General features: G+C 58.1%; 16 protein-coding genes. 2 read left to right on the top strand and 14 right to left on the bottom strand.

What is annotated here, in order from left to right; genetic code table 11:
- Positions 1-111: 111 nt before the first annotated feature.
- The 5 genes from ACTQY5_RS04305 to ACTQY5_RS04325 form a co-directional block, all read right to left on the bottom strand.
- Positions 112-2,688, bottom strand: coding sequence for a heavy metal translocating P-type ATPase (locus tag ACTQY5_RS04305; protein WP_441368852.1), 2,577 nt, complete (start codon positions 2,686-2,688; stop codon positions 112-114).
- 338 nt (positions 2,689-3,026) lie between these two features.
- Positions 3,027-3,482 (bottom strand): hypothetical protein, encoded by a 456-nt coding sequence (locus ACTQY5_RS04310; RefSeq protein WP_022487350.1) that lies wholly within the window; start codon positions 3,480-3,482, stop codon positions 3,027-3,029.
- Entirely contained in the window at positions 3,479-4,279 is an 801-nt protein-coding gene (locus tag ACTQY5_RS04315; RefSeq protein ID WP_022487351.1) for a DUF3100 domain-containing protein, read from the bottom strand. The genes ACTQY5_RS04310 and ACTQY5_RS04315 overlap by 4 nt, the downstream gene beginning before the upstream one ends.
- Positions 4,272-5,609 carry an amidohydrolase gene (locus ACTQY5_RS04320; RefSeq protein WP_022487352.1) on the bottom strand — a complete coding sequence of 446 codons (1,338 nt, stop codon included), beginning with the start codon at positions 5,607-5,609 and terminating at the stop codon, positions 4,272-4,274. The genes ACTQY5_RS04315 and ACTQY5_RS04320 overlap by 8 nt, the downstream gene beginning before the upstream one ends.
- 235 nt (positions 5,610-5,844) lie before the next feature.
- Entirely contained in the window at positions 5,845-7,074 is a 1,230-nt protein-coding gene (locus tag ACTQY5_RS04325) for a glycerate kinase type-2 family protein (protein WP_022487353.1), read from the bottom strand.
- A 112-nt stretch (positions 7,075-7,186) separates the two neighbouring features.
- Between ACTQY5_RS04325 and ACTQY5_RS04330 the strand changes: the two genes are divergently transcribed.
- Positions 7,187-8,239, top strand: coding sequence for a mechanosensitive ion channel family protein (locus tag ACTQY5_RS04330; RefSeq protein ID WP_022487354.1), 1,053 nt, complete (start codon positions 7,187-7,189; stop codon positions 8,237-8,239).
- 24 nt (positions 8,240-8,263) lie between these two features.
- On the opposite strand, the gene ACTQY5_RS04335 is transcribed toward ACTQY5_RS04330, so the two are convergent.
- From ACTQY5_RS04335 to ACTQY5_RS04375, 9 genes are all read right to left on the bottom strand, one after another.
- Entirely contained in the window at positions 8,264-8,764 is a 501-nt protein-coding gene (locus tag ACTQY5_RS04335) for a shikimate kinase (RefSeq protein WP_154488548.1), read from the bottom strand.
- A complete protein-coding gene (locus ACTQY5_RS04340; protein ID WP_154488547.1) occupies positions 8,757-9,590 on the bottom strand; it encodes a shikimate dehydrogenase family protein in 834 nt (277 codons plus the stop codon). The genes ACTQY5_RS04335 and ACTQY5_RS04340 overlap by 8 nt, the downstream gene beginning before the upstream one ends.
- 4 nt (positions 9,591-9,594) lie before the next feature.
- On the bottom strand, positions 9,595-10,440 hold the full coding sequence (pheA, locus tag ACTQY5_RS04345) for a prephenate dehydratase (RefSeq protein ID WP_022487357.1): 846 nt from the start codon (positions 10,438-10,440) through the stop codon (positions 9,595-9,597).
- A 3-nt stretch (positions 10,441-10,443) separates the two neighbouring features.
- Complete coding sequence (gene aroC, locus ACTQY5_RS04350) at positions 10,444-11,532, bottom strand: chorismate synthase (RefSeq protein WP_441368853.1); 1,089 nt, start codon at positions 11,530-11,532, stop codon at positions 10,444-10,446.
- Positions 11,513-12,805 (bottom strand): 3-phosphoshikimate 1-carboxyvinyltransferase, encoded by a 1,293-nt coding sequence (gene aroA / locus ACTQY5_RS04355; RefSeq protein WP_022487359.1) that lies wholly within the window; start codon positions 12,803-12,805, stop codon positions 11,513-11,515. Before aroA ends, aroC begins: the two co-directional genes overlap by 20 nt.
- A 4-nt stretch (positions 12,806-12,809) precedes the next feature.
- Positions 12,810-13,874: a 3-dehydroquinate synthase gene (aroB, locus tag ACTQY5_RS04360; protein WP_022487360.1), complete on the bottom strand. Its 1,065-nt coding sequence runs from the start codon at positions 13,872-13,874 to the stop codon at positions 12,810-12,812.
- On the bottom strand, positions 13,855-14,727 hold the full coding sequence (locus ACTQY5_RS04365; RefSeq protein WP_022487361.1) for a prephenate dehydrogenase: 873 nt from the start codon (positions 14,725-14,727) through the stop codon (positions 13,855-13,857). The genes aroB and ACTQY5_RS04365 overlap by 20 nt, the downstream gene beginning before the upstream one ends.
- 21 nt (positions 14,728-14,748) lie before the next feature.
- The gene (gene aroF, locus ACTQY5_RS04370; protein ID WP_022487362.1) at positions 14,749-15,762 is read right to left on the bottom strand and encodes a 3-deoxy-7-phosphoheptulonate synthase; all 1,014 of its coding nucleotides are present in this window, start codon (positions 15,760-15,762) and stop codon (positions 14,749-14,751) included.
- Between the two features lie 381 nt (positions 15,763-16,143).
- Entirely contained in the window at positions 16,144-16,746 is a 603-nt protein-coding gene (locus tag ACTQY5_RS04375; RefSeq protein WP_022487364.1) for a hypothetical protein, read from the bottom strand.
- A gap of 250 nt (positions 16,747-16,996) precedes the next feature.
- Here ACTQY5_RS04375 and ACTQY5_RS04380 point away from each other — a divergent pair, with 250 nt between their 5' ends.
- A complete protein-coding gene (locus ACTQY5_RS04380) occupies positions 16,997-17,845 on the top strand; it encodes an Mrp/NBP35 family ATP-binding protein (protein WP_154488544.1) in 849 nt (282 codons plus the stop codon).
- Positions 17,846-17,871 lie beyond the last annotated feature (26 nt).

The raw sequence follows: 17,871 nt of genomic DNA on the forward strand, positions 1-17,871 counted from the left end.
TCAGTGGGTATTACGTTAACCATTATACCGTTGTTAACGAATTTTCGTCAAGAGGGAAAAGGGGCTGCCGCATGCGCAACAGCCCCTTTGGTCAATGGTCAACAGACATCTTTATGCTTCCTTCCCCTCATACTCATACCCCGCCTTCAGGATGGCGCTTTTGAAGTCGTTTTCGGGGACGTTCCGGGTTTCGGTGACTTCCACGGTGCCGGAGGTGTGGTCGGCTTTGGCGCTGGTGACCCCTTCCAGGCCTTCCAAGGCTTTCTTCACCCGGCCTTCGCAGTGGGCGCACATCATACCCTTCACTTTCAGGGTCACGGTGGTGCCCTCTGCAGCCGGTACCGGGCAGGCAGCAGGCTGAGGAGCCAGATCCGCTTTTTCCACCACAGCGGCTGCAGGGTTCTTCCGTTTCTTGTCATGGCTGGCATCATGGAGCTTGAACAGGTTCAGCCGCAGGGCATTCATGCACACGGTGAAGCTGGAAATACTCATGGCCGCCGCCCCCACCATGGGGTTCATCTTGTAGCTGAACAGCCCGGCTGCCAGAGGGATGCAGATGACATTGTAGAAGAAGGCCCAGAACAGGTTCTCGTGGATGTTGGTCACGGTGCCCCGGCTCAGCCGCACCGCTGCGGATACGTCCGTGAGCCGGCTGTTCATCAGCACGATGTCGGCAGAATCGATGGCCACGTCCGCTCCTGCACCGATGGCGATACCGATGTCTGCCCGGGTGAGAGCCGGCGCATCGTTGATGCCGTCCCCTACCATGGCCACCAGGCCTCCGGCTTTCTGGAGTTCCCGGATCACCGTTTCCTTGCCTTCCGGCAAGACCCCGGCCACCACTTTGTCCACCCCGGCCTGACGGCCGATGGCTTCGGCAGTCCGCTGGTTGTCCCCGGTGACCATGACCACTTCGATGCCCATGTTCTGGAGTTCCTTGATGGCCTTGGCGGAATCTTCCTTGATCACGTCAGCCACGGCGATCATCCCGGCCAGCTTCCCGTCTTTGGCGAACACCAGGGGTGTCTTGCCCTGACCGGCCAGTTCCGCTCCTTTGGCTTCCATGGCGTCATCCAGGGCCCCCAGGCTCTTCAGAAAGCTCAGGCTTCCGCCAATGAGTTTCTTCCCTTTCTGGATCACCTGGAGTCCGTTCCCGGGCAGAGCCTGGAAATCATCCACAACGTCTGCTCTGAGACCTTTGGCTTCCGCTTCTTCCACTACGGCTTTGGCCAGGGGATGTTCGGATTTCTGTTCCAGGTCATAGGCCAGCTGGAGCAGGCTTTCTTTGGTATAGCCTTCCGCCGGCACCACATCGGTTACCTTGGGCTGGCCTTTGGTAATGGTCCCTGTTTTGTCCAGAGCCACCACTGCCACTTTCCCGGCGTTTTCCAGGGAAGAGGAGGTCTTGAACAGGATGCCGTTCTTGGCCCCTACCCCGCTGCCCACCATAATGGCTACAGGAGTGGCAAGCCCCAGGGCGCAGGGGCAGGCGATGACCAGCACGGCGATGCCCCGGGCAATGGCGGAGCCCAGAGGAGCTCCGGCGATCAGCCAGCCGAGGGTGGTGACCAGGGCGATGCTGATGATGGCCGGCACGAACACGGCGGAAACCTTATCGGCAATCCGGGCAATGGGAGCCTTTGTGGCCGCCGCATCGCTGACCAGTTTGATGATCTGGCTCAGGGTGGTGTCTTCCCCTACCCGGGTGGCTTCACATTCCAGGTACCCGGACTGGTTGATGGTGGCGGTGGAAACCTTGTCTCCGGGCTTCTTGTCCACCGGCAGGCTTTCCCCGGTCAGGGCGCTTTCGTTGACGGCGGAATTGCCCTTGACCACCACCCCGTCCACCGGGATGTTTTCTCCGGGACGGACGGCGAAAATGTCTCCTTTCTGGACTTCATCGATGGAGACGGTGACTTCCTTCCCGTCCCGGATCAGCACAGCGGTCTTGGGAGCCAGCTTCATGAGCCCTTTCAGGGCATCGGTGGTCCGGCCCTTGCTCATGGCTTCCAGCATCTTCCCCAGGGTGATCAGGGAAGGGATCATGGCTGCGGTTTCAAAGTACAGGTCGTGCATGTACATGTGGTGGAGTTCTTCGAAGGGCGTTCCGTGGGCGGTCAGGAAGGTGATATCATAGAACACCGCCAGGCTCCACAGGAAGGAAACGGAAGAACCCAGGGCCACCAGGGTATCCATATTGGGAGCCCCGTGGAACAGGGTCTTGAAACCGCTGGTGTAAAAGTCCTTGTTGATGTACATGACGATAATGGCCAGGAGCATCTGGGTAAGCATCAGTCCCAGATGGTTCCCGTCCAGCAGAGCGGGCACCGGCCACCCCAGCATGTTGTGGCCCATGGTGATGTACATGAGCAGGAACAGGAACCCCAGGGAGGTAACCAGCCGCCGGCGGAGCCGGGGCGTCTCATGGTCCTTCAGGGCTTCTTCATCGGCGGCCAGCTTTTCCGCCACTCCCTGTTTGGCCTGGGCGGCTCCTTTGACGGAAGCCCCGTAGCCTGCGTCCTCCACGGCCTTGATAATATCCCCATCGGAGGCGGTCCCTTCCACCCCCATGCTGTTGGTCAGGAGGGAAACCGATACCCCGGTGACCCCGGGAACCCCGGCCACCGCCTTTTCCACATGGGCCTGGCACGAAGCACAGGTCATGCCTGTTACTATATATTGTTTCATAACCGATCCTCTCTTTCTATACCCTACCAGGGTATCCTTCTTTCATGGTCATATCATACTCTGTTGGGGGATATTTGTCAAGAGAAAAAGGGGGGTGTGAAAAATTCACACCCCCCTGTCACTGGCCTCTTGTCACTGGTCACTGGATAAAGAAAGGCAGCCGGGCTGCGGCTGTCTTTCATTGTATGAAGCTGGCTCGGACGCGCCTTTGGCTTGTCCTTGCTCTTCAGAAGAACTCACAACAAGCAACAGATTAAAAGAAAAGCAACGTCTTTTTTATTCGAAAGAACCCGTCAGCCACGGATTCTTTCCATTGGCCAGAGACCAGTGACAACCAGTTAAATCTGTCCCAGCGCTTTCAGGATCACTTCGGCGATGGCGGCGGACCCTACGTAGGTGCCGATGAAGATCACGCAGGCCAGGACCACGATCCGCCAGCCGGTTTTCTTGAAGGCGTCCATGTCCTTGCCGATGGAGATCCCCGCGTAGGCCAGGATGGGGGTACACAGGGCCAGGAAGCCCACTTTCTTCATATACATGTTGACCACTTCAGAGCCCGGGAACCCGGGATAGGTCAGGATACAGCCCAGGGTGGTAATGTAGGCCACCGCCGGGATCCCTCCGGGGATCACCCGGGCGGCCACGATCCCTGCCAGGGAAATGGCGATGAGGATCACCATGCCGGGGACTGCGTCCATAAAGGGAATGTTGCTGGACAGGGTATTGGCCACCAGGGACAGGAAAGCCGTGATAATGAGGACCAGCGTAGTTTCAGGCAAAGTAAACGATCTCATTTTCCTTCCTCCTCCTTGGTCAGCACATGACCGTATTTGATGATGCAGCATTTCTTGTAGAGCCATTCCGTCAAAGGCAGGGCCAGGAACACGGCCATGTATACCCCGTCCAGACCGGAAAGCATGTTGGAGGCGGTGGCGAAAGCGGCCAGTTGGTCAGCCATTTCCGGATACATCACCGTCAGGGTCCCCAGGGAAGCGGACATCATGCTGGCGCTCCCCACCCCGGAGGCCATGGCCAGGGAATAGGGATGGAAGATCTTTAAAGCTGCCAGGAAGGAAGCCATGATCCCGAAGAACACAGTGCCGCACACGGTACCGGCAATGTACACGCTCATGACCCCCCGGCCTTCCGGAGTATCCAGGCCGTATTTTTCACCGATGAGAGCCACGTTGGGTTCCCGGGCGATGGAATGGGCGGCCCCGATGGTCTCCCGTTTCAGCCCGAAGGCCACCGCCAGGGGAACCCCCAAAAATACCGTCCCCAGGTTCCCGAATTCCTGGAGGATCAAAGCCGGGCTGGCACTGATGATTTTCGGCAGGGTGGGCCCCACCAGGGTCCCATACCGGGCCATAAGCAGCATCAGGGTAATGCCCACCAGGGAGCCTGCGTCTTCCATGTCCTTCTGTTTGGTCAGTTTAAAGAAGTTGGGAGTGGTCAGGATCCCCAGGATCAGGGCATAGAGCATGGGGACAAACACCACTTTCCCCGGGCCCAGATTGAAGGATTTGATACCGATCAGTTCGGCGATGACCACCAGGGCCAGGGCCGTAATGTGCAGTTTCCAGTTAATCATGGTCGGGTTCCTCCTCGCTGAAATAGCCATCCAGTTTGGCAATGTATTGTTCTTTGGTAAGCGCCGGCTTGAAATCGGCCAGGATCTTCTTGGCTTCCTTGGCATCATCGCTCAAAAGGTCGATGACCATGCCGGCAAAGGCTTTCCCGGGCAGGAGCGCCGCCGCATGGAAATCCACCACCTTGAAATCCGGTCCGTGGAGCAGTCCGTCCACCCCGCCGATGAAGGGATGGATGGCGGGCATCAGATGGGACACATCCCCCATGTCCGTGGAGGCGCTGAAGTGGCCGGCGTTGGTGATTTCCACCTCCGGGAAGGCGTCCTGGGCATTGTGGACGAACAGTTCATTCATTTCCGGGTTGCAGATGAGAGGCAGCTGGCCGGGCAGGGTGTCGATGTTCACCTTGGCCCCGATAGCGGCGCCCCCCGCCCGGAGAGCCGCATCCACCTTGGCGTTGGTCCGGTCGATGGCGTCCATGGATTTGGCCCGGACATAGGTTTCGATCCGCACATCGTCAGGCACATTGTTCACCAGGTCTCCCCCTTTGGTAATGATGGGATGGACCCGGATGGCATCGTCATCCCGGAAGGTTTCCCGGAGGGCATTGATCCCCATGATCCCCAGCATGGCGGCGTTCAGGGCGTTGATACCCTGGTCCGGAGCGTCGGCGGCATGGGCGGCCTTCCCCACATACTGGATGGTCTTGCCGATGAACCCGTTGCTGCTGGTACCGATGGCCACCACCGGTTTGGGGGTCCGTTTCTGGGAATGGATCATCATGGCCATGTCGATGTCATCGAATTCCCCTTCATAGATCAGTTCGCCTTTCCCATGGAGGAAATGGAGCTTCCCTTCTTTCCGGAGCTTTTTCCGGTAGGCGATCTGGACGTATTCTTCCGCCGGGACCCCGAAGAACACCACATTCCCGCACAGGTCCTTCATGACCCCGGTTTTGGCAAGGCCGTAGGCAGCGGCCAGCATGGAAGACTGCTGCATGTGGTGGCCGCAGGCGTGGGCAGCCCCGGTATCCGGATCCGCTTTGGGATGTTCCGGGCAGCCAATGGCATCCAGTTCCCCCAGGATGGCGATGGTGGGACCGGGCTTGCCCCCTTTCAGGACCCCTTTGACAGCAGTAATGGCCATTCCCTTCCGGTAGGGGATCCCCAGTTTGTCGAACTGGGCCGCCAGTTTGGCGGAAGTCTTGAATTCCTTGAACCCGAATTCCGGTTCCGAAGCCACATCCGCTGCATAGGCCTGCAGCTCCTGAGCAGAATCATCAATCATCTTGAACACTTTTTGTTTCAGTACTTCCTTATCCGTAATCTCCACTCCCCTAACGAAAAATTATTGTACGCACTTATCATACTCTTGTTTTGTTATTTTATCAACATTTTTGTTTTATTTTACATAAGTAACCGTTTTTGTTACGTTTTAGGTGTAAAAGAGAGGGTGCTGCAGAGCAGCACCCTCTTTTTTTGTCAATGGTCAATTGTCAATCGTCAATGGCCGAATGATAAAATTTGCAGGCAAATTTTTTTGAAGGCGAAAGATGCCTTTGACAGCTTTACCCGATCAACAGCACACTCAGATCATTTACATTGGTCCCGGTGGCTCCGGTGATCAGGAGACCCTTGGTTTTTTCCAGGGCATGGTAGGCGTCGTTTTTGTCCAGTACATCGGAAATGGCAATGCCTTCTTCCGCCAGCCGGGCTTTGGTGGTTCCGTCTCCGTAGCCTCCGGCGGCGTCGGTGGGGCCGTCGGTGCCGTCGCTGCCAAAGGAGAACACCGCCACATTGTCCAGGCCGGCAATGCCGTCAGCGGCGGCAAGAGCGATTTCCTGGTTCCGTCCTCCCTTGCCCCGGCCGTGGAGATGGACCACCGTTTCTCCCCCGGCCAGCACCGCCAGCTTCTTTCCGCTGGCTGCGTACTGCCGTCCGATAGCCGCCAGGAAGCTGCCTGCCTCCTTGGCCTGGCAGTTCAGGCTGGTGGTCAAAAGCCAGGTCTCATACCCCAGCTTTTCCGCCGCCTTCTGGCCTGCCGCCGCCAGTTCCGTCACACTGCCGGTAATCACCGTTTCCACATTGTCCAGGGTCTTGGGGGTCTCTTCCCCCAGGGCCTTTTCCGCATCTGCCGGCAGCATGATTTTGAACTTCCGGATCACCTCCAGGGCTTCCTCACAGGTGGAGGAATCCGGATAGGCCGGCCCGGAGGCGATCATGTCCAGGGGATCCCCGATGATGTCGCTGAGCACAATGGCATACACCTGGGCCGGAGCGCAGAGCCGGGCGAATTTCCCGCCCTTTACAGAGCTCAGCCGTTTCCGCACCGTGTTCATGGATACGATATCCGCCCCGCTGGCCAACAGGTCCGAGGTAATGTCCTGGAGTTCCTTCAGGGAAATCAGAGGCTTTTCGAAAAGAGCCGAGCCCCCGCCGCTGATCAAAAACAGCACCGTGTCTTCCGCCGTCAGATCCTTGACCAGGTCGATGGCCCGCTGGGTAGCCTTCAGGGAGTTCTCATCCGGCACCGGATGGCCGGCTTCCCAGATTTCCAGAGGGGCCAGTTCCCCCTTGCTGTGGCCGTATTTGGTGATCACGATCCCGCTGGAGATCCGTCCGTCCAGGATCCCCACCGCCGTTTTGGCCATCTGCCAGGCGGCCTTCCCAATGGCCACCACCACGATTTTCCCCCTGCCGAACTCCTTATGTTCCAAAGCTTTTGCTACCGCCGCATCAGGAAGCGAAGCCCTAATGGCCTCCTCCATGATGGTCTCTGCATCTGTACGTAATGTCATGGTGTTTTCCCCCTCAAAATATTGCGAACTGGTTTCATTATAGCATATTCTTGCACCGGCCGCCGGCCCAATGGTACAATGAGGACAAAACAGCTGCAAAAGGAGCTTTTTCATGACCCTGTACAATGATTTCATGGCCTGGGTACCGGCCCTGGTGATCCTGGCCGTTACCATCCTGTTTTACATCGGCTTCCGGATCGTCAGCATCCGGGTGATCCGGTTCATCCTGGACAAACTGCCCTTTGCGGCAGATGAAAACATTTCTGCCGCGGTGTACCGGCCCGGGCGCATGGCCATTGCCGTCTTCGGGGGCTATACGGCCCTTGCCAATTCTCCCTGGGAGAGACTGGCCCAGACGGCCCTTGTATCCAATACGGTTTCTTCCCTGCTGGTGATTGCCTTTTACTGGATCCTGTACAATTTCAGTTCCACCACCAGCGTCCTGTTCGACCACTTTTTCAGCAAATCCGGCAAAAAGCTGGATCCGGCCATCAGCGGACTGTTTTCGTCCTTCTTCCATGCCCTGATCCTGTTTTTTGCTCTGGCCACCGTGCTGAGCACCTGGGGGGTCAACATCAGCGGATTCATTGCCGGGCTGTCCATCGGCGGCCTGGCAGTATCCCTGGCGGCCAAGGACTCCCTGGCCAACATTTTCGCCTGTCTGGTGATCCTCATGGATCAGCCCTTCCACGTGGGAGACTGGATCATCTGCAACAATGTGGAAGGCATCGTGGAATCCATTTCCTTCCGGAGCACCAATGTGCGGACCTTTACCCAGGCTCTGGTGTACATCCCCAATTCTCTCATTATCAGCACCCCCATCCAGAATTTCACCAACCGGCACATGCGCCGGCTGGAAATGACCCTGGGGGTCACCTATGACAGCACCCGAGAGCAGATGGAGGAACTGGTCCGGAAAATCAGGGAATTTCTCCAGGAAGACCCGGACATTGTGGACGAAGGGATTACCGTGGCCTTTTCGGAAATGGGAGCCAGCAGCCTGGACATCAGCATCGTCTGCTACTGCCGGCACACCAGCTACGATAAATTCATGAAGAGCAAAGAACGGATCAACCTGGAACTGATGAAGCTCCTGGAAGAAACCGGCACCAGCGCCGCGTTTCCCAGTACAAGCGTGTATATTGAAAAAGGACCGGCCGCCTGAGCGGCTGGTCCTTTTTGGTCGGCCTTACAGCCCTGCCTTCCTCACCAGTTCGATGATGTACTTCGTTGTCTTGTCGAAGTCTTCGTCTACGGGGATGGTGTAGTCGGCGTATTTCAGGTAGAGGGGCAGCCGTTCTTTGTACAGCTGGGTGAGCCGGTCTTCGGCGGAATTCAGCAGAGGACGGGTCACTTTGTCCACGCTGCCGGCAATAGCCGCCAGGTCCCGGTTCAAAAAGAAGATCTTCCCGTTCTGCTGGAGGTAAGCGATGTTCTCCGGCCGCTTCACCACCCCTCCCCCGCAGGAAATGATAATCCCGTCCAGAGCGGCCAGGGTCTTCACCGCCTCTGTTTCCGCTTGGCGGAACACGTCCTCCCCTTCCTGGAACAGGTCCTTGATGGTGCGTCCGGTCTGTTCCACCACCTTGTCGTCCGCATCCAGCACCGGCCGTCCCAGGGCCTTGCTGAGTTTCCGGCCGATGGTGGTCTTGCCGGCGCCGGGCATGCCGATGAGTACAATATTAGCCATGAAAAGTTGCCTCCAGTTGTTTCATGATGGCAGGGATCAGGGCCGGATCCAGGGTCTTTCCCTGCCAGATTTCTTCCGAAGCCACCGCCTGGGCCACCAGCATGTACAGGCCGTTGCAGGTTTTGGCTCCCGCCTTCCGGCCATCGGCCAGGAACCAGGTTTCTTTCGGGTTGTAGATAATGTCCACGGCAGCGGCGAACCGGCCGGTGAATTCCGCCGGTACCGGACTGGCCTCCACCTTGGGATACATGCCCACCGGGGTGGTATTGATGATCACCTGGCCTCCCTCACTGCCCTCCAGGGCTTCCTCATAGGTCTCCAGCCGGGTGTCCGGCCGCTGGGCCAGGAAATGAGCCAGGGCCTGACCAGCTTTCTCCCTGTCCCGGACCAGGATCCGGATGGAGGCCGCTTTCCGGTCCGCCAGTACCTGGAGGACCGCCTTGGCGGCCCCTCCGTTCCCCAGCACCGTCACATCCCGGCCTTCCAGCCCGATGCCGGCGGCCTGTAACATCCGGTCAAAGCCCAGGTAATCGGTATTGTACCCTTTCACCCCGTCCGGAGTAAAGGACAGGGTGTTCACCGCCCCGATTTTTTCCGCTTCCGGGGCAATGGCGGTCAGATAAGGGATTACCGTTTCTTTGTAGGGAATAGTCACATTGCTGCCCCGGAGCCCCTCCGGGTTCTCCCGGACAAAGCAGGGGACTTCTTCCGGTTCCTGTTCCAGCAGCCCATAGGTATCCCCGGTCCCCAGGGCCCGGAAAATAGCCTGATGGATCTGGGGAGACAGACTGTGCCCCAGCACCCGTCCCAAAAGTCCGAATTTCATCCTTTTACTGCTCCTTTCCGTGGTCTGCAGGATAGTTCCCCAAAATCTTGCATTCCGTGGTGTCTTCCGGCAGATCAGCCAGGGCCTGACGGACCGCCGGGTCCGTCAGGTGACCGGTAATGTCCATATGGAAATAATATTCCCAGGGCCTTCCCGGTATAGGCCGGGATTCGATGTTGGTCATGTTGATCTGGTACCGGGCAAAATGGGAGAGCACCCGGTACAACGACCCGGGCTGATGCTTCAGGCTCACGATCAGGGTGATCTTGTCCGCTTCCGGCACCAGCTCCCGCTCCCGGCTGATCACAATGAACCGGGTGTAGTTGCTCTGGTTGGTGTTGATGCCCCGGGCCAGGATGGCAAGGCCGTACTGTTCCGCCGCCTGGGCCCCGGCCACCGCCGCCATGTACCCGGTCTTTTTTTCTGCCACCAGTTCCGCCGCCTTGGCGGTGTTGAAATAGTTGAACTGGCGCATGGCCGGATGCTCCTTGAAAAAGGTCCGGCACTGGGAAAATCCCTGGGGATGGGAATACACTTCCCGGATGTCTTCCAGTTTCGCTCCCGGCCAGGCCAGAAGGCAGTGCTCCACCTTCACGATCTTTTCCCCTACAATAAAGGCGCCGTACCGGCGGACCAGGTCGTACACCTCGGTGATCCCTCCGGTGGAAGAATTTTCAATGGGCAGGACCCCATAGCGGATCTCCCCCTTCATCACGGCGTTGATTACATCTTCAAACAGCATATAGTTCCGTGCTTCCACCGGCCGTCCGGCGAAATACTGCCGGAGGGCCAGGTGGCTGTAGGCCCCAGGGACGCCCTGATAGCCCACAGGAATGGTTTGTTCTCCCATGCTCTACCTCCGCTGTGCCACAAGCTGCAGATCCAGCAGGGTCCAGGCGGTCACCGCCTCGATCACCGGCACCGCCCGGGGCAGGATGCAGGGATCGTGGCGCCCGGTAACTTCCAGGGTGGTGTCTTCCCCGGTAACCACATTCACCGTATGCTGGGTCTTTCCGATGGAAGGGGTGGGTTTGATCACCACCGTAAACAAAAGGGGCATGCCGTTGGTGATGCCTCCGGTGACTCCCCCGTTGTGGTTGGTGGTGCACACCACTTTCCCGTCCCGGTATGCCATGGGATCATTGGCCTCACTGCCCCGCATGGTCCCCAGGGCGAATCCATCCCCAAAGGCAATGCCCTTCACCGCCGGTACGGAAAAGAGGGCATGGCTCAGCCGGCTTTCCACGGAATCGAAATAGGGTTCTCCCAGGCCGACAGGCAGGCCCACTGCCATGCATTCAATGGTGCCCCCTACGGAATCCCTGTCCTTCTGGGCAGCAGTGACCTGGGCGGCCATGGGCTCCCGTACCGCCGGATCCAGCACCGGCAGGATCTCTCCGGAAAGGGCCCGGAAGGTTTCCGGATCTTCTCCCAGAGGATTGAACCTTCTGTCCCGGATCCCGGCCAGAGACGCCACATGGGCCCCGATAAATATGCCCTCTTTGGCCAGCAGCTGCTTGGCCACTGCCCCGGCAAACACCAGAGGCGCCGTCAGCCGTCCGGAAAAGCTGCCCCCGCCCCGGTAGTCGTTGCAACCGTGGAATTTCACATATCCTGCATAATCCCCATGGCCCGGCCGCATGATTTCCTTCATTTTGCTGTAATCTTTGGAATGGGTGTTGCTGTTGGGAATCCGGGCGCACAGGGCCATGCCGGTGGTCTTCCCGTTGAAGAACCCGCTTTCAATGATAAAGCTGTCACTTTCCTTCCGGGGGGTGGCCAGTTTGCTGGTTCCCGGTGCCCGGCGTTTCATTTCCTTTTCAATGGCTTCCAGATCCAGTTCGATCCCGGCCGGCAGCCCGTCCATCACCACGCCGATGGAGGGTCCGTGGGATTCCCCGAAAATGGTCAGCCGGATCTGTTCACCCATTACACTGCTCATACTGTCCTCCTGCTGCTGCAAAGTCCTGCCAGAATTCCGGATAGGATTTGGCCACACATTCCGTCCCCACCAGAGTGAGAGGTTCCCGGCACAGGATGCTGGCCACCGCCAGGCTCATGGCGATCCGGTGGTCGTTCCAGCAGTCCACGGTGCCTCCCGTAAGTTCCACCACCCCGTCGATGGAAAGGCCGTCCGGCCGTTCCGTAATTTTTGCGCCCAGTTTGTTCAGTTCCGTGGCCATTGCCTTCAGCCGGTCACATTCCTTCAGCCGCAGCCGTTCCGCATGGATGATCTCCGTATGGCCTTCGCTGAGAGCGGCGGCCACGGTCAGCACCGGGATGATGTCCGGGCAGTCGGCGGCATCGATGGTGGTCCCCACCGGGTCCGCCGGCCGGCTGATCAGTTTGTCTCCTTCAAAGACCACCTGGCCGCCCATTTTCTGGAGAATGGGGATGATGGCCTTGTCTCCCTGGAGAGACTCCGGATCCATCCCCAATAGGGTCATGGTCCGGCCCAGCATCCCGGCCGTAAGCCAGAAGGCGGCCTGGGAATAATCCCCTTCCACTGCCCCTTCCCGGGGCCGGTACTGCTGGTTCCCGGGGATCCGGTACTGCCGGTAGTCCTGGTGTTCAATGCTGATGCCGTACTGCTTCAGGGCGGAAAGGGTCAGGGCAATGTAGCTCTGGCTTTCCAGCTTCCCGGTGATTTCCAGGGTGGAATCCCCCGGCAGGAGCGGCAGAGCAAAAAGCAGGCCGCTGATGAACTGGCTGCTCACATCTCCGGGCAGGGAAAAATGGCCGGGACGGAGCGGCCCCTGGACCGTCAGAGGAAAATTGTCCTCAGCGCTTCCCTTTTGGAACACCAGCCCCTGCTGGCGGAAAATGGCTTCGTAGGGTTCCAGGGGACGGCTGCCCAGCTTCCCGGCCCCCACAAAGGTAAAAGGTTCCTGGCACAGGGCAGCCAGCGGGATCAGGAACCGGAGGGTAGACCCGGATTCCCCGCAGTCCAGCACCGTCCCTGTCTGATGGGGCCGGCAGCCTTCCACGGTAAAGTGGGCCCGTCCTCCTGTTTCTTCCTGGGAAGTGATTTTTGCCCCCAGCTGCCGGAGACAGGCACAGGTGGCCAGGATATCCTGGCTGAGGCTGACCCCTTCCACCTGGCTGGTGCCTCCTGCCAGGGCCGCACAGATCAGGGCCCGGTGCCCCATGCTTTTGGAAGAAGGCACCCGGAGCGTCCCTGAAAGAGAACCAGGTTCGATACGCAGTGTGGTCATGGTCTCATCCTTTCACATAGGGTCTCAGATCGGCAAAGTCCACCTTTTTCAGCAGGCTCTTTCCGATTTCCGGAACGATCACCAGAGTCATCTGGTTCCCCCGTTTTTTCTTGTCCATGGTGATCCCTTCCAGGATATGCTGATCGCTGATGGGATCTTCCGTGGGAATGTTGTATTTTTCCAGGAGATGACGGATCCGGTCTGCGGTACCGGGCTGGGTGATCCCCATTTTTTCCGTGTTCCGGGTGAGCCGGACCATGCCGATGGCCACCCCTTCCCCATGGGTGTATTTTTCATAATGATAATACCGCTCCACCGCATGGCCGATGGTATGGCCGAAGTTCAACACCATCCGGGCGCCCACGTCCCGCACGTCCTCTTCCACCACCTTCACCTTGATCCGGCAGCAGGCGGCGCTGATTTCTTCCGCATGGGCCAGGATGTCCTCATCCCCGGAGAAATTTTCCAGGGCCGCAAACAGCTCCGGATCCCCGAAGGCGGCACATTTGATTACTTCTGCCAGGCCATCGTGGAGATACCGCCGGTCCAGGCTCCGGAGCAGTTCCGGATCCATCAGCACCCCTTTGGGCTGGTAAAAGGCCCCTACCAGGTTCTTTCCTTCCGGCAGGTCCACCGCCACCTTGCCTCCCACGCTGCTGTCGATCTGGGCCAGAAGGGTGGTGGGCACCTGGATGAAGTCCACCCCCCGGAGGAAGCTGGCGGCGGCAAAGCCCCCCAGGTCTCCCGGCACGCCGCCCCCCAGAGTGATTACCAAATCGCTGCGGGTCATGCCGAAATCCGCACAGGCCCGGACCATGTTCCCGTAGGTGTCCAGGTTCTTGTGGTCTTCTCCCGGTTCCATCACCACCCGGCGCACCTGGAACCCCTGGGCCAGGAGCTGCTGCTCCAGGTCCGCTCCATACAGGCTGTCCACCGTCCGGTCCGTGATCACCGCCGCCTTGTTTCCCCGGGCCAGTTCCCGGATCTTTTTCCCGAATCCGGTCCAGGAATGAGGTGCGATTTCGATGGTATAGGAGTCTTTCCCCAAATCAACGAAGATTTTTTCCATAAAACATGTCCCTTCTTTTCTTTTTGGCCTGATCCATCATCTGCTCCAGTTCTTCCCGGTCATCCTGCTGGAGGGCGCTTTTCCAGTGTTCCAGCTGCATTTCCAGCTTGTTGATCTCCCGGAGCACCGGTTCCTTGTTCAACAGGAACAGGTCGCTCCACAGCTTGGCGTTGATATCCGCCACCCGGGTGGCATCCCGGAAAGACCCGGCCACAAAGTACTTGGTGTTTTCCTGCATGGAATCGCTGTTGATCAGGGAAACCGCCATCACATGGGGCAGATCGCTGGTGTAGGCGATGATGCTGTCATGTTCCTCCACCGACAGTTCCACCACCCGGGCACAGCCCAGTTCATAGGCCATGTTCCGGAGCCATTCCCGGTGTTCCGGCCGGTTGTTGTCCCGGTGGATCAGGATGAAATTGGCTCCCTGGAAGATCTGGGAGGTGCTTTGGCTGTATCCCTTGCCTTCCCGGCCTGCCATGGGATGGGTGGGGACGAAATCCATCTCCGGTCCCAAAAGAGCATCCACCTGGTCCGGGATACTGCCTTTGATCCCCATCACATCGGTCAGGAGTACATTTTTTTTGAAATACCGGACATGGTCCTTCACAAAGGGTACAAAGGCGCCGGGGTACATGCAGCAGATGATCACATCCGCCTCCCGGAGGAGCTCCGGATCCTCATCGGCCAGTTCCGTTACATACCCTTCGTCCAGGGCCATCAGAGAAACGATGTGGTTCCGGTCCATGCCGATGATCCGCTTCACCTTCTGGCTTTTCAGGGCCTTGGCGTAGGAGCCTCCGATGAGCCCCAGCCCTACAATGGCAACAACAGTATCCTGCAGTTTCTTCATGATGTCTTTCCCGCTTCCGTCTTACAGATCCCGGCCCACCGCAGGAGCCAGTACCTTCAGGTCCTTCATCAGCTGGTCGAATTCCGGCAGGGACAGGCTCTGGGCCCCGTCACACCAGGCGTGCTGGGGATCGTTGTGGGTCTCGATGATCAGCCCGTCAGCCCCGGCGGCAATGGCAGCCTTGCTCATGGTGGGCACCATCCAGGCCTTCCCGGTGGCATGGCTGGGGTCCACGATCACCGGCAGATGGCTCAGCCGCTTCACCGCCTGGACGGCGGACAGGTCCAGGGTATTCCGGGTATAGGTTTCAAAGGTCCGGATCCCCCGTTCGCAGAGGATCACATTTTCGTTCCCTTCGGACATAATGTATTCTGCACTCATGAGCCATTCCTCGATGGTGGCGGACAGACCCCGCTTCAGCAGAATGGGCTTATTGATTTTCCCCAGTTCCTTCAGCAGGGTGAAGTTCTGCATGTTCCGGGCCCCTACCTGGATCAGATCCACTTTTTCCACAAATTCATCGATTTTGTCTGCGGACATGATTTCCGTTACAATGGGCAGATGGTTGGCGGTGCCGGCCTGACGGATCATATCCAGGCCCTTGTCCCCCAGCCCCTGGAAGGAGTAGGGAGATGTACGGGGTTTGAAGGCCCCGCCCCGGAGCATGGCCGCCCCGCTCTTTTTCACGGCGGCGGCAATGGTATCCATCTGTTCCTGGCCTTCCACAGAGCAGGGACCGGCGATCACCGCCAGCTTTTTGCCCCCCACTTTCACGCCGCTTACATCGATGATGGAATCATCCGGGTGGAACATCCGGTTGGCCCGTTTGAAAGGTTCCTGTACCCGCATGGCCTTATCCACCCAGGGATTCACCATGAAATCTTCCGGATCCAGGATACTGGTATCCCCTACGATCCCCAGGACTTCCTGGTTTTCCCCGATGCTGTCATGGATGGTGAAGCCTCTTTGTTCCAGGCTCTTTTTCAGTTTTTCAGACGCTTCTTTGGGTGCACCCTTCTTCATTACAATAATCATGTTGTTTTCCTCCTGTCCTGCTTTCCTACTATCCTACTTTTTTTCTGACGGGGGCCTCTCCACAAAAAAAGCAGACTCGCAAGGAGTCTGCTTCAGGGTTTCACTTCACGGAAACCGCCGGAAGGCCGGAGCCTCAGTCTCTCTTCACGATGGGCAAACTGTTCAGTTCATGGCAGCCAAAATAACCAAAGCCAAAATAATAGCTCTGGGTAAAGGTAAAGCCATATGCAGTTTCCCATTTCAGAGAAGAAAGAGTCATCTGTCAACCCGCCTTTAACCATTGGAATGAATCTATAATACTCCCGTTTACAAAATCCGTCAATAGAGAATTAATTGGAGCCAGATTGAAACGGGAATGTGTAATGGGTGTTACAAGAGCTGTTACCTCTCCAACGCCACATCCAGATCTTCCAGGGCATGGCCGGTGGCGTCGGAGAAACGGACCCGGAGATTGCCGAACCGGGGCAGGTTCTTTTCCGGGATGGTCACCACATGTTCTTCCGCCAGGGCTTCACTGCCGTCATCCTGGGTACCGGTGGGATCCTGGATGGCCACAGTCACATTCAGCAGCCGGCCGAACAGTTCTGCCTTGGTAATGGCCAGCTTCCCGTTCTGGCCGTTGGTGTTCATAGCCGCATAGAGCACCAGCTGGTTGGCATAGGAGGGGCCGGAATACCGGCGCCGGGCCTGGAGGACCTTTTCCTGCTGGGTGGTCAGCTTTTTCACGCTGGCCAGTTCCGGAGCGTCCGCTCCCCCCTTGGGAGGGATGAAGGCGGTGCACACCAGGCCCGGTACGGTCTTTTCACTGTCATGTTCCCAGTCCGTGTGGGCATCCGCCGCCTGGAACAGCACCCGGCCGTCCTTCACCACCCGTTCCGATACAAAAAGTTCTCCATCCGCCAGTTTGGGCCGTTCCGCAGCATAAGCCGGAGCCGCACAAAGGGCTGCCAAAAGGGCCACCGCCATGGTTTTTTTCCACATCATAGGTTTTCACTCCTTATGGGTGCCAGGCACCCGGATTTTTCTCTTCCCTATTATACACTGTTTTTGACCGAAGAGTCAGGGGGAATTCAGGGAGCAGGTGGGGAAATCCGTAGGGGCCGCACAACCGGCGGCCCGCCAGGTCCTTCCCTCTTCCCTCTTCACTGATTCTAATGTAACCCGATTGCATTCAGTTGGATTTTTATCTATAATAGGGACAGGTTGACAATCGATTATGAGGGAGGTTTTTTCAATGAGCGAATGTGATCACTGCGATCATTCCCACTGCTCCGGCTGCGAATCCAATCCGAAGCAGAATCCCCAGGATGCGGCCATTGCCGATTTCCTGGCCCATGTAAAACATAAAATCGTCGTCATGAGCGGCAAAGGCGGCGTGGGCAAAAGCACGGTTTCCGTAGATTTGGCCCTGATTCTCAGCCAGCGGGGCTACCATGTGGGCCTGATGGACGTGGATCTCCACGGCCCCAGCGTGGCCGGCATGCTGGGCTTCATGGACAAGCACGTCCAGGTGGAAGGAGAAAAGCTGATTCCCTTCCGGTACAGCGACCATCTGGAATTTTTGTCCGCCCAGGGCTTCCTGGCCCAGCAGGACGATGCCCTGATCTGGCGGGGTCCCCTGAAGGTGGGGGCCATCCGGCAGTTCATGAGCGACACCAAATGGGATCCTTTGGACTACCTGATCATCGACTGCCCTCCGGGCACCGGGGATGAACCCCTGACCGTGGTCCAGACCATCAAGGATGCGGAAGCCATCATCGTCACCACCCCCCAGAAAGTGGCCCTGGCCGATGTGCGGAAATCCCTTAGCTTCTGCCAGCTGGGCCATATCCCTGTCCGGGGCATCATCGAAAACATGAGCGGATTCGTCTGTCCCCACTGCGGACAGGAAGTGGACATTTTCAAAGCTGGCGGCGGCAAGGCCCTGGCGGAAGAAAAAGGCCTGCCCTTCCTGGGCCGGATCCCCATCGATCCCCAGGTGGTGGCCGCCGAAGACGAAGGCAATCCCCTGGAAAACATCAGTGAAGCCAGCCGAAAGGCGCTGGATGCCATTGTGGATAAAGTGGTGGAACAGGATAAGTAAGAAAAAGGGAGCTGTTGCATGTGCAA

The organism is Acidaminococcus sp. HCP3S3_H5 (genome assembly GCF_052122235.1).
Lineage (GTDB): Bacteria > Bacillota > Negativicutes > Acidaminococcales > Acidaminococcaceae > Acidaminococcus.